This is a genomic window from Serratia sp. PL7 (assembly GCF_945957435.1).
On record NZ_CAMFLB010000001.1, the window covers coordinates 1,844,488 to 1,867,453 of the forward strand.

Below are 22,966 nucleotides of genomic sequence, written 5' to 3' on the forward strand. Positions count from 1 at the left end.
TGCCCGCAGCTTTGTCGATAATGTAAAAATAACGAGTAAGTTAAGATGAAAAGAATGTTGATTAACGCAACTCAGCAGGAAGAGTTGCGTGTTGCCCTCGTAGATGGACAGCGGCTGTATGATTTGGATATCGAAAGTCCGGGTCATGAGCAGAAAAAAGCGAATATTTACAAAGGCAAAATCACCCGCATTGAACCAAGTCTTGAAGCAGCGTTCGTGGACTACGGCGCAGAACGACATGGTTTCCTCCCTCTTAAAGAAATCGCCCGCGAATACTTCCCTAGCAATTACTCTTCCCATGGCCGCCCGAACATCAAAGATGTGCTGCGCGAAGGCCAGGAAGTCATCGTTCAGGTAGACAAAGAAGAACGTGGCAACAAAGGCGCCGCCTTGACCACCTTCATCAGCCTGGCGGGCAGCTATCTGGTGCTGATGCCGAACAACCCGCGCGCCGGCGGTATTTCTCGCCGCATCGAGGGTGACGATCGTACCGAGCTGAAAGAAGCGCTCTCTTCGCTGCAACTGCCAGACGGCATGGGCCTGATCGTTCGCACCGCGGGCGTAGGCAAATCCGCCGACGCGCTGCAGTGGGATCTCTCCTTCCGTCTGAAGCACTGGGAAGCGATTAAAAAAGCCGCCGAAGGCCGCCCTGCACCGTTCCTGATCCACCAGGAAAGCAACGTTATCGTGCGTGCCTTCCGCGATTATCTGCGCCCGGACATCGGCGAAATCCTGATCGACAACCCGAAAATTCTCGATCTGGCCAAAGAGCACATCGCTGCGCTGGGCCGCCCGGATTTCAGCAGCAAAATCAAACTGTACAGCGGTGAAATTCCTCTGTTCAGCCACTATCAGATCGAATCGCAGATCGAATCCGCCTTCCAGCGCGAAGTGCGCCTGCCGTCCGGCGGCTCGATCGTCATCGACAGCACCGAAGCGCTGACCGCCATCGACATCAACTCCGCACGCGCAACCCGCGGCGGCGACATCGAAGAGACGGCGTTCAACACCAACCTGGAAGCGGCGGACGAGATCGCTCGCCAGCTGCGCCTGCGCGACCTCGGCGGCCTGATCGTCATCGACTTCATCGACATGACGCCGGTACGCCACCAGCGCGAAGTGGAAAACCGCTTGCGCGACGCCGTGCGTCAAGACCGCGCGCGCATCCAAATCGGCCGCATCTCCCGCTTCGGCCTGCTGGAAATGTCACGCCAGCGCCTCAGCCCGTCGCTGGGTGAGTCCAGCCACCACGTGTGCCCACGCTGTAACGGCACCGGTACCATCCGCGACAACGAATCGCTGGCGCTGTCCATCCTGCGCCTGATCGAAGAAGAAGCGCTGAAGGAAAACACCAAAGAAGTTCACGCTATCGTGCCGGTTCAGGTCGCTTCGTACCTGCTGAACGAAAAGCGCGAATCCGTCAGCGCGATCGAAAAACGTCAGGGTGGCGTGAAAGCCGTCATCGTGCCGAACGATGAAATGCAAACCCCGCACTACTCGGTGCTGCGCGTGCGCAAGGGCGAGGAAACCTCTACCCTCAGCTACCTGCTGCCGAAACTGCACGAAGAAGACATGGAGCGTCCGCTGGAAGATGCGCCGATGGAACGCAAGCGTCCGGAGCAACCGGCCCTGGCTTCCTTCTCCCTGTCCGCCGATGTGCCGCCGCCGGCTGAAGAACCCGTCGCCGTTGCCAAACCTGTCGCTGCAGCCGCCAAGGCTAAAGCCGCAGCGCCGGCCGCCGCTAAACCGGGCTTCCTGAGCCGCCTGTTCGGTGGTCTGAAGAACTTGTTCGCCGGTGAAGAACAACCTGCCGTCGAAGAAGCCAAACCGGCCGAAACGCCGAAGGCGGAAGGCAACGGTGAGAACCGTCGTCAGGATCGTCGCGGTCAGCGCCGTCAAGGCACCGGCCGTAAAGAGCGCGGTGAGCGTAGCGACCGTGGCGATCGCCCGGAACGCGGCGAGCGTAAAGAGCGCGGTGAAGGCCGTGACAATCGCGAGCGCGATAACCGTGAACCGCGTGAGAACCGTGAAGGCCGTGAATCGCGTGAATCCCGCGATGAACAGCGCCGTAACCGCCGCAACCAGCAGCAGAACGCGCCGGTAGCGGAGGAAACCGCTTCGGAAGAAGGTGCTAAAGCGCCGCGCGAAGATCAGCAGCAACGTCGTGAGCAGCGTGCTGAACGCCAGCGTCGTCGTCAGGAAGAGAAACGTCAGGCTCAGCAGGAAGTGAAAGCGCTGGAAAGCGTTGACGCAGTCGAGAGTACCGACGAAGAGCAGGAAGAGCGCCAGCAGCAGAACATGCAGCGCCGTCAGCGCCGCCCTCTGTCGCAGAAAGTGCGTATCCTGTCTGCGGAAGAAGAGCTGCAGCGTGCAGCGGAAGAGCTGTTGGCGCCGAAAGCGCCGGTAGCGAAAGCCGAAGACGCGCAGCCGACCGCCGACGATAGCGTCAAGCTGTTGCCGGAAACCGTTGCCGCACAGCAGGAAGACGATGCCCAGGGCGAAAGCCGCGGCAACGGCGAAGGCATGCCGCGTCGTTCCCGTCGTTCACCGCGTCACCTGCGCGTCAGCGGCCAGCGTCGCCGTCGTTACCGCGATGAGCGTTACCCGCTGCAATCCCCAATGCCGTTGGCGGGCGCGTTCGCTTCGCCGGAAATGGCATCAGGCAAAGTATGGGTAAGCTACCCGGTCGCTCAGGTTGAAGAAGCCGAAGTGCAAACCGAAGCCGTAGAGCAGGCGCCGGTTGTCACCGCAGCGGTTGAACAGCACAGCGTTACCGTGGAAGACACTCAGACCGCGGCCAGCGTCAACGGACCGGCACCCGAAGCCGCCGTTGAAACTGCTAGCGTTACCGTAACGGAAGAAGCTGCAGTCGTAGCACCGGTTGTAGCCACTCCGGCCGAGGAAATCCCGGCGCCGGTGGAAACCGCCCCAGCAGCTGTTGCAGTTGAACAGCCGAAAGTGGAAGAGACTGCCCCTGCAGTGGAAGCCGAGCCGGTAGCTGAAACCGTAGCTGTAGAGCCAGTGGTTGAACCTGCGCCAACGGAAGACGAGCCTGTGGTCGAAGTTGTACCGGTGGTAGAAGCCACGCCAGCGGAAGAAACGCCAGTGGTAGAAGCCACGCCAGCGGAAGAAACGCCAGTGGTAGAAGCCGCACCTGCGGCAACCTCCGTGGAAGCTGCTCCGGTCGAAAAAGCCCCAGCGCCAATCGCCGCAGAACCTGCACCTGCAGTTGCGCAGCAGCCGGCGCCGGTGAAAGCCGTGCAGGACGCGCTGTACAAACACATCGCCACTGCGCCGATGACTAAAGCGCCTGCGCCAGCCTACGTGCCGGAAGAACGCAAGCACAGCAACTGGCAGCGCCCTTCCTTCAACTTTGAAGGCAAAGGTTCAGCCGGTGGTCACTCGGCAGTGAGCCAGGCCACCGCGCCTGCCACAAAGCCGCAGCCGGTTAACGAATAAGTTAATCTGCAACCCTAAAAAAACCCGCCATCGGCGGGTTTTTTCTTGCCTGTAAAAAGCTCAGGCGATCTTTTTCAGTTTCTTGATGTCCAGAACATCCAACTTGCCGTCAAGTCGACTGACGAACTGCTGAAAATGCGCCGTCTCATTATGCTTATCCAGCGCTTCGCTGCTGGCCCAACGCTCAAAGAACACGAAGGTGCCCGGCTTTTCCAGATCGCGATGCAAATCATATTGCAGGTTGCCCAGCTCCTGGCGGCTCGGCTCGAGAATGTCGTGCACCGCTTCACTGACTGCGGCCTCAAATCCCGCTTTCGCTTGCAGGGTGGCGATAACGCGTACTTCCATTGTTTTCTCCCTTTCCACTTGATGAAAGTCGACGGTATTGGCGTCGGCATCGTTGAAATCCTTGTCACTATGCGCCTGCTGCGCCGTTGATTTCAACTTGTCGCCAACAAACAGATGCATCTGCGGCACTTTCCGCTTATCCTTACACCCCGGCGTGAATAAACCCATTATTCGCTTTTCATTAGACGTATTTGACCGCCGGAGCCTAGCTAGATGACCGCACAACCTCAAGTTCTGAAAATCCGCCGCCCAGACGACTGGCATATCCACCTGCGTGACGATGAGATGCTGAAAACGGTGGTGCCCTATACCAGCCAGGTATTTGGCCGGGCGATCGTGATGCCGAACCTGGTTCCGCCCGTGACGACCGTGGCCGCCGCGCGCGCCTACCGCGATCGCATTCTGGCGGCGGTGCCGCAGGGTCACAACTTCACTCCGCTGATGACCTGTTACCTGACTAACTCTCTGGCGGCCAGTGAACTGGTCAGCGGTTTCGAGCAAGGGGTGTTTACCGCCGCCAAGCTGTATCCGGCCAACGCCACCACCAACTCCAGCCACGGCGTCAGCGATGTGACCGGCATTTATCCGCTGTTCGAACAGATGCAAAAAATCGGCATGCCTTTGCTTATCCACGGCGAAGTGACCGATCCTGCCGTGGATATCTTCGACCGCGAGGCGCGCTTTATCGAACAGGTGATGGAGCCTATCCGCCGTCACTTCCCGGAGCTGAAAATCGTCTTCGAGCACATCACCACCAAAGAAGCGGCACAGTACGTGCAGGCAGGCAACCGTTTCCTCGGCGCCACCATCACGCCGCAACACCTGATGTTCAACCGCAACCACATGCTGGTCGGCGGCATTCGCCCACACCTGTTCTGCCTACCGATCCTCAAGCGCAACGTCCATCAGGAAGCGCTGCGTCAGGCGGTTGCCAGCGGCTCGGACCGTTTCTTCCTCGGCACCGACTCCGCGCCGCACCTCAAGCATCGCAAAGAGTCCAGCTGCGGCTGTGCCGGCTGCTTCAATGCGCCGAATGCCATCCCGGCTTACGCAGCGGTCTTCGAACAGCTCGGCGCACTGGAGCACTTCGAGGCTTTCTGCTCGCTCAACGGCCCACGCTTCTATGGCCTGCCGCTCAACGAAGACTTCATCGAACTGCAGCGCGTGCCAACCACCCAACCGGAAGAGATTACCCTCGGCAATGAATCCGTGATCCCCTTCCTGGCGGGTGAAACCCTGAACTGGTCGCTGAAAGACTGATATTTTTGCATCGCCCTCTTGCCCTCGCACTCGGTTAACTGTATAAATAAACAGTAAATCGCTTCGGGGGCAATTATGCGTGTTGAAGTCACTCTAGATAAAACCCGGCCGCTACCGTCGGGCGCCATTGAGGCGCTGACCGGTGAACTGGGCAAACGGGTCAATCGCCAGTTTCCAGACGCCGTCGTTCATGTACGTTATGCCGGCGCCAACGGGCTCTCCGTGCTGGGGGGCGCCAAAACCGATCGGGATCTGATCGAGGAAATCCTTCAGGAAACCTGGGAAAGCGCGGACGAATGGTTTAGCGCAGAATAACACTGCAATGCTGTTTTTGCCGGGGGTCGCTCTCCGGCTTTTTTGTTTCTGGCGCCCTGCCCATTCATCGCTTACCCTTACTCTGAAACAAAATCTGCCTCAGCGCTGTATTTAACGCAAAGGAGTAAGCATGGCCCCGGACAAGGTGAAATCCGAAGACGCAATGACGTTTGGCGAACTGCTGGCGCTGATTGCCGATCAGAAAAGGCGCTTGAACGTACTGGAAGTAGCTTTCTCTTATCTGGCCTTCAGCCTGGATGACAAAGCCAACCAACGGCTGATCCACAGCCTGAAGCTGGAATCGCACAGCCAGAATCGTGATGCCGAAACGCAAAAGCATTTCGCCCATTTGGCCGAAGAGCTGGAAAAATGTCTGCATGGTGCATCGCCACCTGCCGACGCGGAATAACGCGCTGCACTTGACTCGTCCACTGCTGCACCTGCAAATTTGTAGAATAATTGTTCAAATAAATATTTATTTTGCAAATTTCGGTGACAACCCCCTCCACCGATGAAAGCGGATGCGTATACTGTAATTGCTCTCATGATGATGAGCCGCATTGATCCTCGTTAGTCACTCACGGTAGTTACTACTCAATAAGGGGTCTTTATGGACAGAAATGATGAAGTAATTCAGACGCACCCGCTTGTCGGTTGGGATATCAGTACTGTCGACGTTTACGACGCCATGATGATACGCCTTCATTACCTGTCTTCACTAGACCAAACGCCCGAAGAAGCCCAAGTAGACCGAACGCTTTGGCTGACTACAGATGTCGCCCGTCAATTAATCAATATCTTAGAAGCCGGCATCGCCAAGATTGAAGCTACGGATTACCAGGATCTTGATCGCAGAAAACATTGATTTATCGTCTCCTAACCTCTAAGGCGCCGTGACCATTCCCGGCGCCTTTTTCTTTGCCTTTCATCGTTCAATCAGTGCATTGCGCCCGCCAACCTTTTATCATGGGGCGATAAGAAATCGCTATCAGAGAGGGTGGGTTCGTGGAATATGATTTGATTGTGGTGGGCAGCGGTTCCGTCGGCGCAGCGGCAGGCTATTACGCCACGCGGGCCGGCTTGAAAGTGCTGATGATCGACAGCGCCATTCCCCCGCACCGCACCGGCAGCCATCACGGCGATACCCGCATCATCCGTCACGCTTACGGCGAAGGTGAAAAGTACGTGCCGCTGGTGCTGCGCGCCCAGGCGTTGTGGAATGCGCTGATTCAACAATCCGGCGAGGAACTGTTCCAGTCGTGCGGCGTCCTCAATTTGGGGCCGCAGCACTCCGACTTCATTCGCAATGCTCAGCAGAGCGCGCAAACATTCCGTCTGAACGCGCAAACCCTCAGCGCCGAACAGATCGCTCAACGCTGGCCGGAATTCCGGGCCCCGGAAGGTTATGTCGGCGTGTTCGAGCCCGACGCCGGCTTCCTGCATGCTGAGCTGGCGATAGCCACTCTGATCAAGCTGGCAAAAGAAGCCGGCTGCAGCCAGTTGTTCAACTGCCCGGTCAGCGCGGTGGAGCCTATCGAGGGCGGCGTTGAGGTCATCACCGGCGAAGGGCGTTTCACGGCGCGAAAAGCGGTGATCACCGCCGGTACCTGGGTCAAAGCGCTGTTGCCGCAGTTACCCGTCGCGCCACTGCGCAAAGTCTTCTCCTGGCATCAGGCAGATGGCCGCTACAGCGTGAACAATCGTTTCCCGGCCTTTACCGTCGAAGCGCAAGACGGCACGCACTATTACGGTTTCCCGGCGGATAACGACGGCCTGAAAGTAGGCAAGCACGACGGCGGCCAGCCGATGGATGCCCCCGAGCAGCGCAAACCCTTCGGCAGCTACGCCAGCGACGGCACGGAAGTTTTCTCCTTCCTGCGGCAATTTTTACCGGGTGTAGGCGTATGTTTACACGGCGAAGCCTGCAGTTATGATATGAGCCCCGACGAAGACTTTATTATCGATACGCTGCCGGATTGCGATCGCCTGATGGTCATCAGCGGATTGAGCGGCCACGGCTTCAAGTTCGCCAGCGCGTTGGGTGAGATTGCCGCGCTGTTCGCGCAGGACAAAGCGCCGCCGGTCGACGTCTCCAGCTTTGGTCTGAAACGATTTAGCTAAGCGAAGGATTTCTCTGTCCAGGTTGCCGTCGTGCCCTGGACAGAGAAATTTAGCGGTTACAATTTATTAACCTGCTAACTCTTTTAAATACCAAGTAAAAATCCTGATAACGGAAATTTCTTATATTCAGCATTTGAATTTCCGAATTGAACACTTGCAGTGTAAGTCCTATTTTACAGAAGATATGCTCCATCGGCTTTCAACAAGGACGTCACCATGAAACTACTTGTCGTGGACGAATGCTGCTTCACCCGGGTCGGTATAGCCAGCTACTTTGCTGATAGTGGGATTACGACGATCAAGTGCTGCCACAGCATTGAATACGCTACGCCGCTGTTGGCCAGCTTTCAGCCGAGCCACATTCTGGTGAACCTCAGCAACCAGTGCCGTTATAACGAAGCAGACGCGCAGCTGCTGGCGTTTATGGAAGCCAGCCAGTCTGCCTTGCTGTTTATCTATCTCGATACGCCTTACCCTTACAGCGAAACGCCAATGCGCATCGCCGATAACGCCTTTCTGTTCAATAAAAGCATTCTGCCACTCACTTTACGCACGCTGCGCGAAAATCCGCTGGCGCTGGCCGATGACGGCGAAGAGCGTTCCTTGTTCAGTCCGCAGGAACTGACGGTGATGAAATATTGGATGGCGGAGATGCCCAACTACCGCATCGCGAAAAAGCTGCAAATCAGCTCGCATACGGTGTACGTGCACAAGCGTCACATCACGGAGAAGATCAACGCGCGCAACCGGCTGGAGTTCTACTCGCTGTATAACGTGCTGCGCTATTTCTACCCGCCGAGCACGCCAACAAATTCGACGCCGCTGGCGCTGCTGGCCGTGTAACCTCAAGCCTGCGATAACGCAGGCTTTTTTATCGCCTCTCTTCCCGCACTCACGCGCGGCGCGCTGTAAAAGACGCCGAGAAAAGGACTATAATCAAAGGTCCCTTTCTTCAGGCAGCTGAAATGTTAAACCGAATACTGGCGGCTATCGTCAACAACGTGCGTGAGCACCTGGTGCTGTACCTGTGTCTGTGGCTAGTGCTGCTGGCGTTGGATGTCTATTTCTTCTTCGTCATGTAATCCATGCCGCCGTTATTTCCCCGATTGAGCTTCAACCGCTTCGGCGATCCCGCCCAGGTGCTAGAATTGCAGCAGATGAGCAGACCGCTGCTGCGCCCCGGACAGCGGTTATTGCAGATGCGCTATGCCCCGATCAACCCTTCCGATCTGATCCCGATCCACGGCCAATACGCGCACCGCATCGCCCTTCCTCAGGTGCCGGGATATGAAGGCGTGGGCGTCGTCGTCAACCCGCAGAATGGGCATTCAACGGGCCGCCGCGCGCTGGCGGTAGCGGGTAACGGCAGTTGGCAAACGTTCGTCACGCTGCCTGAAGATCGGGTGATCTGGGTGCCGGACGACATCGACGACGCCTGCGCAGCGCAAATCTATATCAACCCGCTCACCTGTTGGGTGCTGTTGACGCAATGGCTGCCGCTCAACGCCGGCGACTTACTGCTGCTCAACGGCGGCGGTTCCGCCGTTAGCCTGCTGTTGGCGCAGATGACGGCGCTGCGCGGCATTCGTCTGGCGGTCGTGGTGCGCAACACCGCTCATCGCCAGGCGTTACTGGCCGCCGGCGCCTGGCGCGTTATCGAAGCACCGCAGCTGGTGGAAATGACGAATTTTGGCGCCCGTGCGGCCATCGACTGCATCGGCGGCGAAGACGGATTGCAGTTGGCGCGGGCGGTCCGCACCGGCGGCGATTTTGTGGCGCTGGGCCTGCTTAGCGGCCGCCAGGTAGACTGGCGGCGCGTGGTGGACGAGTTAAAGCTGCGGGCTTCGCTGTTCCACTTGCGCAAATGGAACGCACAGGCGGCACCGGCGCAATGGCAGACGGCGTTTTATCAGTTATTCCAGCTGTTGCGACGCGGCCAGCTGGCGCTGCGCCCACCCGCCGCGATTTATCCTTTGCGTCAGTACGCAGCGGCGCTGTACCACGCCGCCCAGCCCGGCGTGAATGGCAAAATATTCCTCACTCCGGCGCCGCTGGAGGCTGGCGCGGCGGGCGACCGTCCCCCAGGATAACCGCCAGCCGATAGCCGCCTTCGGTAGTCTCCAGCGCGATGCGCGCCACGATCGTCAGCGGCACCGACAGCAGCATGCCTACCGGGCCGAGCAGCCAGCCCCAGAAGATCAGCGACAGGAACACCACCAGCGTCGACAGCCCCAGCCCGCGCCCCATCACGCGCGGCTCGAGGATATTGCCGATCACCATGTTGACAGCGATAAAGCCACCCGCCACCACCAGCGCATCACCCAATCCGTTGAACAACAGCGCCTGAATCAGCGGCGGAATGGCGGCCAATACCGAGCCAATGTTGGGTATGTAGTTAAGCAGAAACGCCAGCAGCGCCCAGATAAAGGCAAAACGCACGCCGACCGCCGCCAGGAAGATCCAGACGATCACCCCGGTGGCCAGGCTGATGATGGTTTTAATCACCAGATAACGTGTCACGCCGTCCAGCGCCCGCCGCACCGCGGCGAGCCCCTCGTTCGGCTTATCCAGCGCCTGCTGCAGCTTATACGGCAGCAGCTGCACTTCGAACAGCATAAACACCACGGTCATCAGCAGCAGGAAGACATTGGTCATGGCGCCAGACAGGTGCCCCAGCATGCGGGTGACCAGATTCATCGCCGCGCTGGGATCGACATACTGCAGCATCGCTTCGCTGGAGAGACTGATATTGAAGCGATCGGCGTAATGCTGCAGCTCGCGCAGCTTCTCGATCATCATGCCGCGGTACTGGGGCAGCGAGCGGGCGAACTCGTTCAGCGAAGCACCCAGCATGCCGATAAACAGCATCACGACCACGATCACCGCCGTCACCAGCAGCGTCACCCCGACGATACGCGGCACTCGTCGGCGTTCCAGCATCGCCACCAGCGGGTTCAGCACCATGGCGAGGAACACCGCCAGCAAAAACGGCACCACGATGTCGGCGGCGGCTTTCACCCCGGCCAAAATGATCACCAACATCGCCAGCAGGACGGCCAGACGCAGGCTACTGTCGGTCACACGGGTTCGGCCCATGACGTTTCCTTGTTATTTCACTGGGTTAACCGGCCACCAAGAGCCGACTCTTGGCGCTAATGGTAGCAAAGTCCACCGTCACGCCGCAGAGGATTTCGCCTAACCGTTCGAAAAAATTAATCTTTCCGCCCTGCTCTTTGCCGCAAGAAATAGGCATAACGTTTGCCAACAAATAATTCCACCGAGCAACTCATGGACGATTTACGTAAAATGACAAAAGCTGACATTAATAGATAATAAGCCTAATTTTCAACGACTAGCACAACCGCCCCATGAGGGAAATAATATCATCTTCAACGATTTATCTGATGAAGCCCGAACATCTCAAACAAATTCACTGACTAATATTTCTAAGAAGTAACATAGTTAAATTTATTATTGATTTTATGTTTCCTAAAGTTTAATTATTGCAGCCAGCCAATCGGTAATCGAAGGAAACAGGATGCTCTGGAAAAATACCGCCGATCGTTTCGGCCATGTGTCAGTGTTAATCCACTGGCTGGTGGCGCTGACGGTGTACGGCATGTTCGCACTCGGTCTGTGGATGGTTACGCTGGGCTATTACGACGTCTGGTACCATCAGGCGCCGGAGATCCACAAAAGCATTGGCACGCTGCTGTTCATCGTGATGGTGATCCGCGTGATCTGGCGCTTTGTCTCGCCGCCACCCAAGCCGCTGGCCAGCTATGGTCGCCTCACTCGCGTCAGCGCTATTCTCGCGCATCTGGCGCTGTATGCCGTGCTGTTCGGCATTCTGATCAGCGGCTATCTGATCTCGACCGCCGACGGCCAACCGATCAGCGTATTCGGCTGGTTCGACGTGCCGGCCACCGTCACCGGCATGGCGGAACAGGCCGACACCGCCGGCGCCATACACCTTTACCTGGCCTGGGCCGTGGTAGTGCTTTCGGTACTGCACGGGCTGGCCGCGCTTAAACATCACTTTATCGATCGTGATGTCACTTTGAAACGGATGCTGGGTAGCAGCGCCGATTAACCTTTGGATTTATGGAGATTGCTATGTTGAAAAAGACCGTATTGGGCCTGACCGCAGGCGCCCTGCTGCTGAGCGCCGGTTCCGCACTGGCGGCGGACTACAAGATCGACAAACAGGGCCAGCACGCCTTTATCGAGTTCCGCATCCAGCACCTGGGCTACAGCTGGCTGTATGGCAGCTTTAAAGACTTCGACGGCGGCTTCACCTTCGACGAGAAAGATCCGTCCAAGGACAAGGTCAACGTGACCATCAATACCGCCAGCGTCGACACCAACCACGCCGAGCGCGACAAGCACCTGCGCAGCGCCGAGTTCCTCAACGTGGAGAAGAACAAGCAAGCCAAGTTTGAATCCACCGAAGTGAAGAAAAGCGGCGACGGTTATGCGGTGGTCGGCAACCTGACGCTGAACGGCGTGACCAAGCCCGTTACGCTGGACGCCAAACTGATTGGCCAGGGCAACGATCCGTGGGGCGGCTACCGCGCCGGCTTTGAGGCCAACGGTAAGATCAAGCTGAAAGATTTCGGCATCACCACCGATCTGGGCCCGGCGTCGCAAGACGTTGAGCTGATCATCTCCGTAGAAGGCGTACGCGAGAAATAAATAAAAAAAAGCCCGGTTTGGCGGCCGGGCTTCTCATTTCCTCAGGCTCAGCGGGCTGGGCCTTCTTCTTCCGGTGCCGGAATGTGCATCGTAGTCTGCAACAAGCCTTTTGACTTATTGAAGATCTTGACGCCGTTTTCACGGCCGGCACGGCGCGCGCGTTGCTCTTCGCGCGGCAGCTTCAGCTCTTCGCGGCAAATCTCGCTACAGCACCCTTCAAATTTGGCGGCGCAGCTCGGGCACTGAATGAACAGCAGATGGCAACCGTCGTTCTTGCAGTTGGTATGGGTGTCGCACGGCGCTCCACACTGGTGGCAGTTGGCGATCACATCGTCGGAGATGCGCTCACCCATACGCTCATCGAACACGAAGTTTTTGCCGATAAACTTCAGCGGCAACCCCTGTTCTTTCGCTTTGCGGGTGTACTCGATAATCCCGCCTTCCACGTGGTAGATGTTTTTAAAGCCTTTGTGCAGCATATAGGCGCTGGCTTTTTCACAGCGAATGCCGCCGGTGCAATACATGACAATATTCTTGTCTTTACTGTCCTGCAGCATCTCCACCGCCATCGGCAGCTGATCGCGGAAGGTATCCGACGGCACCTCAATGGCGTTTTCGAAATGGCCGACTTCGTACTCATAGTGGTTGCGCATATCGACGAATACCGTATTCGGATCGTCTATCATCTGATTGACGCGATCGGCCTGCAGATACTCGCCGACGTTGCTTGGGTCGAAGCTCTCGTCATCGATGCCGTCGGCCACGATGCGCTCACGCACCTTGAGGCGTAGTACCCAGAAGGATTTGCCATCGTCTTCGAGCGCAATATTCAGGCGTACCTGATCCAGCGCCGGGTGCGAGGCGAACAGCGCGGCTTTGAACGCGTCGAAGTGATGCTGCGGCACGCTGATCTGCGCGTTGATGCCCTCTTTCGCCACGTAGATGCGGCCGAACACCTTCAGTTTTTCGAACTGAACGTACAGGCTGTCGCGAAACGCTTTGGGATCGTCGATGGAGAAGTATTTGTAAAAAGAAACTGTGGTGCGCGGCTCGGTTTCCGCCAGCATGCGCGCCTTCAGTTCCTCATTAGAAATTCGGTTATGTAACACTGGCATGGTGTACTTTCCTGTCTTTCGGGAGGTGACTGATTATCGCGCGCCGCCTGCCGGCCCGCGCGCGGCGCATATCATACCCGAAAAACCGCCGCCGCGCAGCCCTGGCGCCAGCGCCCCGTTCAGTGTCCGTCGCCTTCGGTAAACGCAGAAGCCACTATGCCGAGCGCCATCATCACGCCGGCGAGCGCCAATATCGCGTTCACCTGCAGATGCGCGCCAACGCTGCCGACCATCGCGCCCAAAACCAGCAGCCCCGCACTGATCCATGGTGCCAAAATATTTACCCTCTGAATAATTACCAGTAATAATATCGCCATTATCTTTGGCAGGAAAGATTGTGGAAAAATTCGGCATTCGATGCATATTTAACGCCCAAAGAGGGATTTTAATGCGTTGTGTTTTCCCGGATCGCCAGAAAAATGCCACAATAGTCGCAAACAAACGGCAGAAACGAACCTTGCCGCCGAGCTCACCCGGCTGCCAGACCATGCGATGACTCTGTCATTACACTTAAACAACCGTATTCAAACAGAGAACCCATGACTCAAGTTCCTACTTTCAATCGTTCCTTATTGCATCCGCGCTATTGGCTGACCTGGGTCGGCATCGGCTTGCTGTACCTGCTGGTGTTGCTGCCTTACCCCGTCATCTACTGGCTCGGCACCTCGATTGGGCGATTTTCCATGCGCTTTCTCAAGCGACGCGTCGCTATCGCCCAACGCAACCTCGAGCTCTGTTTTCCCGACATGCCGCAGGCCGAACGCGATGCGCTGGTGGTAAAGAATTTCGAATCGGTCGGCATGGGGCTGTTTGAAACCGGCATGGCGTGGTTCTGGCCCAACTGGCGCATCGAGCGCTGGTTCAAGGTCAGTGGCCTGGAGCACATCCAACAAGCGCGCGACAACCAGCAGGGCGTGTTGCTGATTGGCCTGCACTTTTTGACGCTGGAGCTGGGCGCGCGCATCTTCGGCATTCACAACCCGGGCATCGGCGTTTACCGCCCGCACGACAACAAGCTGATGGACTGGCTGCAAACCTGGGGCCGCATGCGTTCCAACAAATCGATGCTGGACCGCAAAGACATCAAAGGCATGATCCGCGCCCTGAAACAGGGTGATATCATCTGGTATGCGCCGGATCACGACTACGGCCCGCGCAGCAGCGTTTTCGTGCCGCTGTTCGCGGTGGACAAAGCCGCCACCACCACCGGCAGCTACGTGCTGGTGCGGATGGGTAAACCGGCGATCGTTCCGTTCACCCCGCGCCGCCTGCCGGACGGCAAAGGGTATGAGCTGATTATGCAACCGGCGGTGGAAAACTTCCCGCTGGATAACGAACTCGAGGCCGCCGCCTTCATGAATAAGGTGGTGGAGAAAGAGATCCTGATGGCGCCGGACCAATACATGTGGCTGCATCGCCGCTTCAAGACCCGCCCGGAAGGCGAGCCTTCGCTCTACTGATCAAGCCAACCCGCCACCGGCGGGTTTTTTATTGCGCGCCTCTTGAGAATCGACGGCGAGGGTGGGATGGTAAAGCCTTTGCCGCCCACCCTGGAGCCGTTATGTACATTGTCAGCCTGACCTACCATCGCCCAATCGCCGACGTAGACAGCCACCTTGAAGGCCACATCGCCTGGCTTAAAAAATATTTTCAGGACGGTACCTTCATCGCCTCCGGCCGTAAGAATCCCCGCACCGGCGGCGTGATCCTGGCCAAGGGCATTGACCGTGCGCAGTTAGACGCCATCCTGGCCGAAGATCCGTTCAACGCCGTAGCCCACTACGAGGTCACCGACTTTAGCGCCACCACCACCGCCGCCGGTTTCGAGGCGCTGACCGGACTATAAAACGCTGTAAATTCCGCGCGCTAAGCGCGGAATAAGGTTTAAACGTCATTTTTAAAACTTTATTTCATTTTTCGCCCAATCTTTGTCCCCTCGTTTGCCGTCGCCGCGCTTGCGGCGCATACTTACCAGGCTAACTTTCACGTTTTGCCCCTTCATCTTGCCGCTGGCAAAACGCGTCACCTTTCGGCAGTGGACATTTATGGCTTCGGCAGCAGAACCCGTTAACTGGAAACGCAACCTTTTCGTCGCCTGGCTGGGATGTTTTCTCACCGGCGCCGCCTTCAGCCTGGTGATGCCGTTTCTGCCGCTGTACGTAGAGACGCTGGGCGTTACCGGCCATCAGGCGCTCAACATGTGGTCCGGTCTGCTGTTCAGCATCACCTTCCTGTTTTCCGCTATCGCCGCGCCGTTCTGGGGCGCCCTGGCAGACCGACGCGGCCGCAAACTGATGCTGCTGCGTTCAGCGCTCGGTATGGCGATCGTCATGGCGCTGATGGGCATGGCGCAAACGGTCTGGGAGTTTCTCGCGCTGCGTGCGGTGCTGGGGCTGCTCGGCGGGTTCATTCCCAACGCCAACGCGCTGATCGCCACCCAGGTGCCGCGCAACCGCAGCGGCTGGGCGCTCGGCACCCTGTCCACCGGCGGCGTCGGCGGTGCGCTGATAGGCCCATTGATCGGCGGTTTGTTAGCCGATCTGTACGGCCTGCGCCCGGTGTTTTATATCACCGCCGCAGTGTTATTCGTCTGCTTCGTACTGACGCTGCTGTATGTCAAAGAACAATTTACCCCGGTGCAAAAACGCGACATGTTGCACGCAAAACAGGTGTTCGCCTCGCTGAAGAACCCGAAACTGGTGCTCAGCCTGTTTGTCACCACCATGATCATCCAGATCGCCACCGGCTCGATTGCGCCGATCCTGACGCTGTATGTGCGCGATCTGGCCGGCGCCACCCACAATCTGGCGTTTATCAGCGGGCTTATCGCCTCAGTGCCCGGCGTCGCGGCATTGATGAGCGCCCCGCGGCTGGGCAAGCTGGGCGATCGCATTGGCCCGGAACGCATTCTGGTCTTTATGCTGATCGTCTCGGTGCTATTACTGATCCCGATGGCGTTCGTGCAGACGCCGTGGCAGCTCGGGGTACTGCGTTTTCTGCTGGGGGCGGCCGACGGCGCGTTGCTGCCGGCGGTACAGACGTTGTTGATTTACAACTGCACCAATCAGGTGGCCGGCCGTATTTTCAGCTACAACCAGTCGTTCCGCGATGTTGGCAACGTCAGCGGCCCGCTGCTCGGCGCCGCAATCTCCGCCGGCTACGGTTTTCGCGCGGTCTTCGCGGTCACCGCGCTGGTGGTGCTGTTCAACGCCGGTTATTCCTGGTGGTGTCTGCGGCGACGGCCGGGCTATAGGCGGGAAGACACGCTGCAGGAAGAGTCATAGCTGCATTTATCGCCACTTTCCGCCGTTGGTCAGATCAACGGCGCGTTTCCCCTACTTTTAATAATGCTTCCTTCAGGCCTGTGAACTTTCGCCCCGCTCAGAACATTCTTATCTCAACATCTTGTTTATCAACAATTAATTAACTTTCAGCGCATAAAACCCGCTGTCAATCATATTCCTGTCATAACCAACAGAAAAACCAGAAAAGGAGATGCTTGTCGACTTTTCGTCTAAAAAATGGGATACAGGTACTAGACAAAACCAACGACCAGTTATCAAATGGTTAAATAATATCACGCCAGATGTGAAGCATCGGCCAAGTGAAGAAAAGGTCAGCACGCTTTCCACGGTTTATCAGCGTTGCAGCCGCGGTGTTTGTCGGGTAATCCGCATTGGGCGGATTGCCTTCATTAAATACACATACATACCACAGTACGGGCTGCAGCCTTGCAGCGCCTTTTATTGGGAAATCGTTATGCAATCCTCTGTCAATAAGTCAGAAAGCCGGACCTTCTTCGGCCATCCCTATCCACTGGGTTCTTTGTTCTTCACCGAAATGTGGGAGCGCTTCTCGTTCTACGGCATCCGTCCGCTGCTGATCCTGTTTATGGCTGCCACCGTGTACGACGGCGGCCTGGGCCTGGCGCGTGAGAACGCGTCGGCGATCGTCGGCATCTTCGCCGGCAGCATGTACCTGGCGGCGCTGCCGGGCGGCTGGCTGGCAGATAACTGGCTCGGCCAACGCAAGGCCGTCTGGTACGGTTCGATCCTGATCGCGCTCGGCCACCTGTCGATCGCCCTGTCCGCAGTGATGGGCACCAACCTGTTCTTCATCGGTCTGATGTTCATCGTGCTCGGTTCAGGCCTGTTCAAGACCTGTATCTCGGTGATGGTCGGCACGCTGTACAAGAAAGGCGATGCACGTCGCGACGGCGGCTTCTCGCTGTTCTACATGGGCATCAACATCGGTTCGTTCATCGCCCCGCTGATCTCCGGCTGGCTGATCAAGTCACACGGCTGGCATTGGGGCTTCGGCATCGGCGGTATCGGGATGCTGGTGGCGCTGGTGATCTTCCGGGTGTTCGCCGTCCCAGCAATGAAACGCTATGATCGCGAAGTGGGTCTGGACTCCACCTGGAACAGCCCGGTCGCGAAGAAAAAAGGCGTCGGTGCCTGGTTGCTGGCGTTGGCGGCCATCCTGGTGGCGGCCATCGTGCTGATCGCTCAGGGCACGATCGTTATCAACCCGGTCGAGGTGGCCAGCGTGCTAGTGTACGTCATCGCCGCCTCGGTCACCCTGTACTTCATCTATCTGTTCGCCTTTGCCGGCCTGAGCCGCAAAGAGCGCGCACGCCTGCTGGTGTGCTTCATCCTGCTGATCTCCGCCGCGTTCTTCTGGTCAGCGTTTGAACAGAAACCGACCTCGTTTAACCTGTTCGCCAACGATTACACCAATCGCATGATCGGCGACTTCGAGATCCCGGCGGTGTGGTTCCAGTCGATCAACGCCCTGTTCATCATCCTGCTGGCACCGGTCTTCAGCTGGGCCTGGCCTGCGCTGGCGCGCAATAACGTGCGTCCGAGCAGCATCACCAAGTTCGTGATCGGCATCCTGTGCGCCGCCGGTGGTTTTGGCCTGATGATGTTGGCCGCGCAGAATGTGCTGAGCAACGGCGGCGCCGGCGTATCGCCGATGTGGCTGGTAGGCAGTATCCTGATGCTGACGCTGGGTGAGCTGTGCCTGAGCCCGATCGGGCTGGCCACCATGACGCTGCTGGCGCCGGAGAGAATGCGCGGTCAGATGATGGGGCTGTGGTTCTGCGCCAGCGCGTTGGGCAACCTGGCGGCCGGTCTGATCGGCGGTCACGTCAAGGCCGACCAACTGGATATGCTGCCGAATCTGTTCGCTCGCTGCTCCATCGCGCTGCTGATCTGCGCCGCCGTGCTTATTGTGCTGATCGTGCCGATTCGCCGCATGCTGGAAAATACCCAGTCCAAGAGCGCGCAAAAACCGGCGACCAACGTCTGACGGATACCCCGTTTTATCTCGCAAACCGGCGCTCGATGCGCCGGTTTTTTTATGCCTGCCAAGCCTGATGTTGCAATACCACCCGATAGCCATCAGGATCTTCAAAGGTTTGCCCCGCCCGATCCCAATAGGGATTATAGGCGGCGACCGATAAAAACCCTGCCGCCTGCATCCGCTCACACGCAGCCCGCCATTCGTTCTCATCCTGCAGATAAAATACCAGCAGATGATCCTGCGTCGGCGCCTGCCCGACCCGCACCCCACGATGCTGCGTGAACTCCAGATGGTAGGCATGCTGCGGATGCCCAATCATCATGCCGTCAAACCCCTGATGATCGACAAACTCACCCAGCTTTTCGAAACCCAGCCCGCGGCAATACAGCGTAGCAATCTCTTGCAACCGATCGGTCGGGCGCGCGATGCGCAACACCGCTTTGGCTATCGACACGTACTCCTCCTCCTCATGATAACGTCATACAGCGCCATACCCGCCAGCATCGCCAGCAGGAACGGCCATACCCGGCTTATCTCCGCCCCGGCCAACACCCAGGCTGGACCGGGGCAAATACCCGCGATACCCCACCCGATGCCGAACAGTGCGCTGCCCGCCAGCAAACGACGATCCAGACGCCCGGCGGCCGGGATCTGCAGCGTTTCCCCCAACAGGCTACGCTCGCGTCGCCTCGCCCACAGGAAGGCCGGCGCCGCCACCGCGATCGCACCCGCCATCACCAACGCCAGCGAGGGATCCCACACGCCGGTAACGTCGAGAAACGCCAACACTTTGGCCGGATTGGCCATGCCGGCGACGATCAGCCCCAGACCGAAAATGATGCCGCTCAGCAGCGCCAACAGCGTTTTAAGCATTCTCAACCTCCCGCCAGGTAGCGCATCAACCACACGGTCATAAAGCCCAGCAGCATAAACACCGCCGTGGCGGCCAGCGAACGCGGCGCCAACCGTGCGACGCCGCATACGCCGTGCCCGCTGGTGCAACCGCTGCCCAATCGAGTACCCAATCCCACCAACAGCCCTGCGGCCGCCAGCCCGCCGTTGCCGACCGCGATCTCACCGGACGGCAAAGCCGCAGCGGCAGCATACAGCCAGGGCGAGAGCAGCAACCCGCCAATAAATGCGGCGCGCCAGCCCCGCTCCCAGCCAGCGGCACTCAAGACACCGCCGGTAATGCCGCTGATGCCAGCGATCCGGCCGTTGAACAGCAGCAGCAGCGCCACCGCGCCGCCGATAATGGCCCCACCCGCCAGCGCGGAATAAGGCGTGAAGTGTGGCCAGTCAATGGTCATCGCGGTTCTCCGGTTGCGGGCAATAAAGTTGATACAGGGTGTGGAGCAGCGCCAACGCTTTAGCATCGGCCACCGCATAGTAAATCTGCTTGCCGGCGCGCCGGGTGGACACCAACCCTTCCTCCCGCAGTACGCCAAGCTGCTGGGACAGCGTCGGCTGGCGGATATCCAGCGCCTGCGCCAGCTCGCTCACCGCCATCTCGCCCTGACTGAGCCGGCACAGCAGCAGCAGCCGATCTTCGTTGCCCAGAGTGCGCAGCATCGCGCCGGCCTGCGCCGCCGCCTTGCGCATCGCGTCAATATCCATTACCCCTCCATCAATATATAAAATTATATAATATCATTTTATAAACTATTTTGCCGTACCACGCCACAGACTGGTGTGAAACAGCGCCGCATGGCATCCTGTCATTTCCCCTTTTGCCGTGCGGAGACTGCTTACAATGCTGTTGTTTCACGACGTTCTGCCGCCCGATCAGCCCATCCGGCCGTTAGCCAGGGATTATCGCCACGGCGACAGCGAGCCGGAGCACTACCATAACTGCGCGCAGCTGATCCACAGCCTGAGCGGCGTGGTGCAGGTCACCACCCGGCTCGGCAGTTGGGTGGTGCCACCCGGCCGTGGCGTCTGGGTACCGGCGAAAGTGGTGCACAGCCTGCGCATCACCGGCCAGGTGGCGGCCAGGACGCTGTTTGTCGATCCGCTGGCGCGCGCCGATCTGCCGGCTCAGTGCCAGGTGGTGCAGGTGTCGCCGCTGCTGCGCGAGCTGATTATCAGCGCGATGGAGATTGCGCCCGGCTATCCCAGCGGCGGGCGCGATGAGCGCGTGATGGAACTGATCCTGGATGAGTTGCGAATGCTGCCGAGTCTGCCGCTGCACTTGCCCGAACCGCGTGAGGCCTCACTGCTTGCCCTGTGCCGCCATATTCAGACTACGCTGGTACAGCCCTGGACGCTGGAACAGGCGGCCGCTCAGCTCAGCGTCAGCGGACGCACCCTGTCGCGGCGCTTCCAGCGAGAAACCGGGCTGCATTTTAGTGATTGGGTGCGACGCGCCCGTTTGTTGGCGGCGTTGAACGCGCTGGCGACAGGCCGCTCGGTGTTGGAAGTGGCGCTGGATCTCGGCTATGACAGCCCCAGCGCGTTCAGCGCCATGTTCCGCCGAGTGCTGGGGGTCGCGCCCAGCGACTATTTCAGCCGGGCCGCGCCGACGTTGACACCAGATAGCGCCCGGCAACGTTGAACAGCGCCTGCAGCGAAGCACTGGCGGAGTCGACGTCGATGCCAACGCCGTAGCTCGCCTCACCGTGCGGCAGCGCACAGCGGATATAGGCCACCGCTCGACTGTCGCTCTGATGCCCCAACGTGTGCTCGTGGTAATCCTCGATCGCCAACGGCAAGCCGAAGCGTTGGCGCAGCGCATCCACCGCGCTGGAAAGCAGGCCGTTGCCGGCTCCCTGCAACCGCAGTGTCTCCCCCTGCCAGGCGACTCTCGCGTTGAAACTGTAGGCCTCTACCCCGTGACTTTCCGTCTGGTAGCTCAACAGCTGCAAGCACGGCTGCTCCACCAGCCCGTAAGTGTCGCGGAATAAGCGCCACAGCTGCGCGACGCTCATTTCCTTACCGCTGCCGTCGGTCGCCCGCTGGACCACCTGGCTGAAATCAATCTGCAAACCGCGCGGCAACGCCAGCCCATGGTTCTGCTCCAACAGCCAGGCGGCGCCGCTTTTACCGGACTGGCTGTTAACCCGGATCACCGCCTCATAGCTGCAGCCGACATCGGCGGGATCGAGCGGCAGGTAAGGCACCTGCCACCAGCCATCTTGTCGCTGGCGTTGCGCGGCGAAACCTTTCTTGATCGCATCCTGATGCGAACCGGAGAAGGCGGTAAACACCAATTCGCCGGCATAAGGATGGCGAGGATGCACCGGCAGCTGATTGCACTGTTCCACCACTTCCACCACCTGTTTCAGGCGGCTGAAGTCCAGGCCCGGCGCCACGCCCTGGGTATAAAGATTCAACGCCAGCGTAACCAGATCGACGTTGCCGGTACGCTCTCCGTTGCCGAACAGGCAGCCTTCGACCCGGTCGGCGCCGGCCAACAGCGCCAGCTCCGCGCAGGCCACGCCGGTACCGCGATCGTTATGCGGATGCACGCTGATCGCCACATCGGCGCGACGGCTGAAATGGCGGCAGAACCATTCAATCTGATCGGCATACACGTTGGGTGTACTCACTTCCACCGTCGCCGGCAGGTTGATAATCATCGGCCGCTGCGGCCCCGGTTGCCACACCTCCGCCACCGCTTCGCAGATCTCCAGCGCGAACTCTAATTCCGTAAAACAAAAGGTTTCCGGCGAATACTCGAAGCACCAGGCGGTATCGGGCTGAGCCTCACAATGCCGGCGAATGCGCCGCGCGCCGTTCACCGCCAGCGCCACGGTAGCGGCCTTATCCTGGCGGAACACGATGTCGCGAAACATCGGCGCCGTGGCGTTGTACAGATGCACGATAGCCCGTGGCGCCCCCTGCAGCGCCTCGAAGGTACGATCGATCAGATCGTCGCGCGACTGCGTCAGCACCTGAATCGTGACGTCATGCGGGATCAGTTGCTCGTCGATCAGGGCACGCACAAAATCGAAATCCGTTTGCGACGCCGAAGGGAAAGCCACCTCAATCTCTTTGAAACCGCACTGCAACAACAATTGATAGAATTCGCGCTTGCGCGCGTTATCCATCGGCTCCGCCAGCGCCTGGTTGCCGTCGCGCAGATCGCTGGAGCACCAGCGCGGCGCCTGCCGCAGCGTGCGCGCAGGCCACTGGCGATCCGGTAACGTAACCGGCGGGAACGGTCGGTATTTGCTTGAAGGGTCGATTAACATGGGCTTCTCCTGATGCCTGAGTGAACGATACCGTCATTATTTCCCGTCTCCGCGCCTGCTTCTCCCGCTTTGCGGACAACCGTCGTCGCAGAGCGGACAACAAAAAAATTTGCATCCTGCGCCAGTGAGACAACAATTAGTTTTGACGTTTTT

General features: G+C 58.7%; 25 protein-coding genes. 16 read left to right on the forward strand and 9 right to left on the reverse strand.

Features of this window, described 5'->3' with window-relative positions; all coding sequences use genetic code 11:
• Positions 1 to 45: 45 nt before the first annotated feature.
• Positions 46 to 3,459 (forward strand): ribonuclease E, encoded by a 3,414-nt coding sequence (rne, locus tag N6G83_RS08855; protein WP_197770802.1) that lies wholly within the window; start codon positions 46 to 48, stop codon positions 3,457 to 3,459.
• A 60-nt stretch (positions 3,460 to 3,519) separates the two neighbouring features.
• Here the strand turns inward: rne and N6G83_RS08860 are convergent, their stop codons facing one another.
• Positions 3,520 to 3,807: a putative quinol monooxygenase gene (locus N6G83_RS08860; RefSeq protein ID WP_025302406.1), complete on the reverse strand. Its 288-nt coding sequence runs from the start codon at positions 3,805 to 3,807 to the stop codon at positions 3,520 to 3,522.
• Positions 3,808 to 4,020: 213 nt separating this feature from the next.
• Here N6G83_RS08860 and pyrC point away from each other — a divergent pair, with 213 nt between their 5' ends.
• From pyrC to N6G83_RS08900, 8 genes are all read left to right on the forward strand, one after another.
• Positions 4,021 to 5,067 carry a dihydroorotase gene (gene pyrC / locus N6G83_RS08865; protein WP_043141719.1) on the forward strand — a complete coding sequence of 349 codons (1,047 nt, stop codon included), beginning with the start codon at positions 4,021 to 4,023 and terminating at the stop codon, positions 5,065 to 5,067.
• Between the two features lie 75 nt (positions 5,068 to 5,142).
• Positions 5,143 to 5,382, forward strand: coding sequence for a DNA damage-inducible protein I (gene dinI, locus N6G83_RS08870; RefSeq protein ID WP_043141722.1), 240 nt, complete (start codon positions 5,143 to 5,145; stop codon positions 5,380 to 5,382).
• A gap of 130 nt (positions 5,383 to 5,512) precedes the next feature.
• Entirely contained in the window at positions 5,513 to 5,791 is a 279-nt protein-coding gene (locus N6G83_RS08875) for a hypothetical protein (RefSeq protein ID WP_004927809.1), read from the forward strand.
• 201 nt (positions 5,792 to 5,992) lie between these two features.
• Positions 5,993 to 6,247 carry a biofilm formation regulator BssS gene (gene bssS, locus N6G83_RS08880; RefSeq protein WP_004927812.1) on the forward strand — a complete coding sequence of 85 codons (255 nt, stop codon included), beginning with the start codon at positions 5,993 to 5,995 and terminating at the stop codon, positions 6,245 to 6,247.
• A 140-nt stretch (positions 6,248 to 6,387) separates the two neighbouring features.
• Complete coding sequence (gene solA / locus N6G83_RS08885; RefSeq protein WP_049208444.1) at positions 6,388 to 7,503, forward strand: N-methyl-L-tryptophan oxidase; 1,116 nt, start codon at positions 6,388 to 6,390, stop codon at positions 7,501 to 7,503.
• A 216-nt stretch (positions 7,504 to 7,719) separates the two neighbouring features.
• Positions 7,720 to 8,346: a LuxR C-terminal-related transcriptional regulator gene (locus N6G83_RS08890; RefSeq protein ID WP_025302402.1), complete on the forward strand. Its 627-nt coding sequence runs from the start codon at positions 7,720 to 7,722 to the stop codon at positions 8,344 to 8,346.
• 122 nt (positions 8,347 to 8,468) lie between these two features.
• Positions 8,469 to 8,585 (forward strand): DUF2770 family protein, encoded by a 117-nt coding sequence (locus N6G83_RS08895; protein ID WP_004927822.1) that lies wholly within the window; start codon positions 8,469 to 8,471, stop codon positions 8,583 to 8,585.
• 3 nt (positions 8,586 to 8,588) lie between these two features.
• Positions 8,589 to 9,593 (forward strand): zinc-dependent alcohol dehydrogenase family protein, encoded by a 1,005-nt coding sequence (locus N6G83_RS08900; RefSeq protein WP_197758960.1) that lies wholly within the window; start codon positions 8,589 to 8,591, stop codon positions 9,591 to 9,593.
• Here N6G83_RS08900 and N6G83_RS08905 read toward each other — a convergent pair.
• Positions 9,541 to 10,599: an AI-2E family transporter gene (locus tag N6G83_RS08905; RefSeq protein WP_197758958.1), complete on the reverse strand. Its 1,059-nt coding sequence runs from the start codon at positions 10,597 to 10,599 to the stop codon at positions 9,541 to 9,543. The two genes, N6G83_RS08900 and N6G83_RS08905, sit on opposite strands and share 53 nt — an antisense overlap.
• Positions 10,600 to 11,041: 442 nt before the next feature.
• Between N6G83_RS08905 and N6G83_RS08910 the strand changes: the two genes are divergently transcribed.
• Together N6G83_RS08910 and N6G83_RS08915 are read left to right on the forward strand one after the other, a co-directional pair.
• Positions 11,042 to 11,596, forward strand: a complete 555-nt coding sequence (locus N6G83_RS08910; RefSeq protein ID WP_004927830.1) for a cytochrome b — start codon at positions 11,042 to 11,044, stop codon at positions 11,594 to 11,596.
• Positions 11,597 to 11,619: 23 nt separating this feature from the next.
• Positions 11,620 to 12,198, forward strand: a complete 579-nt coding sequence (locus N6G83_RS08915) for a YceI family protein (protein ID WP_016928208.1) — start codon at positions 11,620 to 11,622, stop codon at positions 12,196 to 12,198.
• Positions 12,199 to 12,245: 47 nt separating this feature from the next.
• Here the strand turns inward: N6G83_RS08915 and N6G83_RS08920 are convergent, their stop codons facing one another.
• Positions 12,246 to 13,313: a rhodanese-related sulfurtransferase gene (locus N6G83_RS08920; RefSeq protein ID WP_025302399.1), complete on the reverse strand. Its 1,068-nt coding sequence runs from the start codon at positions 13,311 to 13,313 to the stop codon at positions 12,246 to 12,248.
• 119 nt (positions 13,314 to 13,432) lie between these two features.
• Positions 13,433 to 13,588: a histidine kinase gene (locus N6G83_RS08925; RefSeq protein ID WP_236689676.1), complete on the reverse strand. Its 156-nt coding sequence runs from the start codon at positions 13,586 to 13,588 to the stop codon at positions 13,433 to 13,435.
• A gap of 264 nt (positions 13,589 to 13,852) precedes the next feature.
• Here N6G83_RS08925 and N6G83_RS08930 point away from each other — a divergent pair, with 264 nt between their 5' ends.
• The 4 genes from N6G83_RS08930 to N6G83_RS08945 all read left to right on the forward strand — a co-directional run bounded on the left by N6G83_RS08930 (position 13,853) and on the right by N6G83_RS08945 (position 18,626).
• Positions 13,853 to 14,773 carry a Kdo(2)-lipid IV(A) acyltransferase gene (locus tag N6G83_RS08930; RefSeq protein ID WP_025302397.1) on the forward strand — a complete coding sequence of 307 codons (921 nt, stop codon included), beginning with the start codon at positions 13,853 to 13,855 and terminating at the stop codon, positions 14,771 to 14,773.
• A 101-nt stretch (positions 14,774 to 14,874) separates the two neighbouring features.
• A complete protein-coding gene (locus tag N6G83_RS08935) occupies positions 14,875 to 15,159 on the forward strand; it encodes a YciI family protein (protein WP_025302396.1) in 285 nt (94 codons plus the stop codon).
• A 199-nt stretch (positions 15,160 to 15,358) separates the two neighbouring features.
• Positions 15,359 to 16,597 (forward strand): multidrug efflux MFS transporter MdtG, encoded by a 1,239-nt coding sequence (gene mdtG / locus N6G83_RS08940; protein WP_025302395.1) that lies wholly within the window; start codon positions 15,359 to 15,361, stop codon positions 16,595 to 16,597.
• 475 nt (positions 16,598 to 17,072) lie between these two features.
• A complete protein-coding gene (locus N6G83_RS08945) occupies positions 17,073 to 18,626 on the forward strand; it encodes a peptide MFS transporter (protein WP_043141745.1) in 1,554 nt (517 codons plus the stop codon).
• Between the two features lie 49 nt (positions 18,627 to 18,675).
• Here N6G83_RS08945 and N6G83_RS08950 read toward each other — a convergent pair whose 3' ends face one another.
• The 4 genes from N6G83_RS08950 to N6G83_RS08965 are packed head-to-tail and all read right to left on the reverse strand — an operon-like array spanning position 18,676 to position 20,237.
• Complete coding sequence (locus N6G83_RS08950) at positions 18,676 to 19,074, reverse strand: VOC family protein (RefSeq protein WP_197770803.1); 399 nt, start codon at positions 19,072 to 19,074, stop codon at positions 18,676 to 18,678.
• The gene (locus tag N6G83_RS08955) at positions 19,065 to 19,493 is read right to left on the reverse strand and encodes a YeeE/YedE family protein (protein WP_043141748.1); all 429 of its coding nucleotides are present in this window, start codon (positions 19,491 to 19,493) and stop codon (positions 19,065 to 19,067) included. The genes N6G83_RS08950 and N6G83_RS08955 overlap by 10 nt, the downstream gene beginning before the upstream one ends.
• A 2-nt stretch (positions 19,494 to 19,495) precedes the next feature.
• Positions 19,496 to 19,930 (reverse strand): YeeE/YedE family protein, encoded by a 435-nt coding sequence (locus N6G83_RS08960; RefSeq protein WP_043141752.1) that lies wholly within the window; start codon positions 19,928 to 19,930, stop codon positions 19,496 to 19,498.
• The gene (locus tag N6G83_RS08965) at positions 19,920 to 20,237 is read right to left on the reverse strand and encodes an ArsR/SmtB family transcription factor (RefSeq protein ID WP_033638023.1); all 318 of its coding nucleotides are present in this window, start codon (positions 20,235 to 20,237) and stop codon (positions 19,920 to 19,922) included. Before N6G83_RS08965 ends, N6G83_RS08960 begins: the two co-directional genes overlap by 11 nt.
• Before the next feature lie 136 nt (positions 20,238 to 20,373).
• On the opposite strand from N6G83_RS08965, the gene N6G83_RS08970 reads away from it, so the two are divergent.
• A complete protein-coding gene (locus N6G83_RS08970) occupies positions 20,374 to 21,174 on the forward strand; it encodes an AraC family transcriptional regulator (RefSeq protein ID WP_167325007.1) in 801 nt (266 codons plus the stop codon).
• Here N6G83_RS08970 and leuA read toward each other — a convergent pair.
• Positions 21,125 to 22,813: a 2-isopropylmalate synthase gene (gene leuA / locus N6G83_RS08975; protein ID WP_197770804.1), complete on the reverse strand. Its 1,689-nt coding sequence runs from the start codon at positions 22,811 to 22,813 to the stop codon at positions 21,125 to 21,127. The genes N6G83_RS08970 and leuA overlap by 50 nt on opposite strands.
• Positions 22,814 to 22,966: the final 153 nt, after the last annotated feature.

What these genes read in the sequence shown, in the direction of transcription:
- N6G83_RS08955 (WP_043141748.1), bottom strand. Translation starts at nt 19,493, where the DNA reads ATGCTTAAAACGCTGTTGGCGCTGCTGAGCGGCATCATTTTCGGTCTG.
- N6G83_RS08910 (WP_004927830.1), top strand. Translation starts at nt 11,042, where the DNA reads ATGCTCTGGAAAAATACCGCCGATCGTTTCGGCCATGTGTCAGTGTTA.
- N6G83_RS08945 (WP_043141745.1), top strand. Translation starts at nt 17,073, where the DNA reads ATGCAATCCTCTGTCAATAAGTCAGAAAGCCGGACCTTCTTCGGCCAT.
- N6G83_RS08860 (WP_025302406.1), bottom strand. Translation starts at nt 3,807, where the DNA reads ATGGAAGTACGCGTTATCGCCACCCTGCAAGCGAAAGCGGGATTTGAG.
- N6G83_RS08960 (WP_043141752.1), bottom strand. Translation starts at nt 19,930, where the DNA reads ATGACCATTGACTGGCCACACTTCACGCCTTATTCCGCGCTGGCGGGT.
- bssS (WP_004927812.1), top strand. Translation starts at nt 5,993, where the DNA reads ATGGACAGAAATGATGAAGTAATTCAGACGCACCCGCTTGTCGGTTGG.
- dinI (WP_043141722.1), top strand. Translation starts at nt 5,143, where the DNA reads ATGCGTGTTGAAGTCACTCTAGATAAAACCCGGCCGCTACCGTCGGGC.
- N6G83_RS08890 (WP_025302402.1), top strand. Translation starts at nt 7,720, where the DNA reads ATGAAACTACTTGTCGTGGACGAATGCTGCTTCACCCGGGTCGGTATA.
- rne (WP_197770802.1), top strand. Translation starts at nt 46, where the DNA reads ATGAAAAGAATGTTGATTAACGCAACTCAGCAGGAAGAGTTGCGTGTT.
- N6G83_RS08905 (WP_197758958.1), bottom strand. Translation starts at nt 10,599, where the DNA reads ATGGGCCGAACCCGTGTGACCGACAGTAGCCTGCGTCTGGCCGTCCTG.
- N6G83_RS08970 (WP_167325007.1), top strand. Translation starts at nt 20,374, where the DNA reads ATGCTGTTGTTTCACGACGTTCTGCCGCCCGATCAGCCCATCCGGCCG.
- N6G83_RS08930 (WP_025302397.1), top strand. Translation starts at nt 13,853, where the DNA reads ATGACTCAAGTTCCTACTTTCAATCGTTCCTTATTGCATCCGCGCTAT.
- N6G83_RS08935 (WP_025302396.1), top strand. Translation starts at nt 14,875, where the DNA reads ATGTACATTGTCAGCCTGACCTACCATCGCCCAATCGCCGACGTAGAC.
- pyrC (WP_043141719.1), top strand. Translation starts at nt 4,021, where the DNA reads ATGACCGCACAACCTCAAGTTCTGAAAATCCGCCGCCCAGACGACTGG.
- N6G83_RS08965 (WP_033638023.1), bottom strand. Translation starts at nt 20,237, where the DNA reads ATGGATATTGACGCGATGCGCAAGGCGGCGGCGCAGGCCGGCGCGATG.
- N6G83_RS08900 (WP_197758960.1), top strand. Translation starts at nt 8,589, where the DNA reads ATGCCGCCGTTATTTCCCCGATTGAGCTTCAACCGCTTCGGCGATCCC.
- leuA (WP_197770804.1), bottom strand. Translation starts at nt 22,813, where the DNA reads ATGTTAATCGACCCTTCAAGCAAATACCGACCGTTCCCGCCGGTTACG.
- N6G83_RS08920 (WP_025302399.1), bottom strand. Translation starts at nt 13,313, where the DNA reads ATGCCAGTGTTACATAACCGAATTTCTAATGAGGAACTGAAGGCGCGC.
- N6G83_RS08875 (WP_004927809.1), top strand. Translation starts at nt 5,513, where the DNA reads ATGGCCCCGGACAAGGTGAAATCCGAAGACGCAATGACGTTTGGCGAA.
- N6G83_RS08895 (WP_004927822.1), top strand. Translation starts at nt 8,469, where the DNA reads ATGTTAAACCGAATACTGGCGGCTATCGTCAACAACGTGCGTGAGCAC.
- mdtG (WP_025302395.1), top strand. Translation starts at nt 15,359, where the DNA reads ATGGCTTCGGCAGCAGAACCCGTTAACTGGAAACGCAACCTTTTCGTC.
- N6G83_RS08915 (WP_016928208.1), top strand. Translation starts at nt 11,620, where the DNA reads ATGTTGAAAAAGACCGTATTGGGCCTGACCGCAGGCGCCCTGCTGCTG.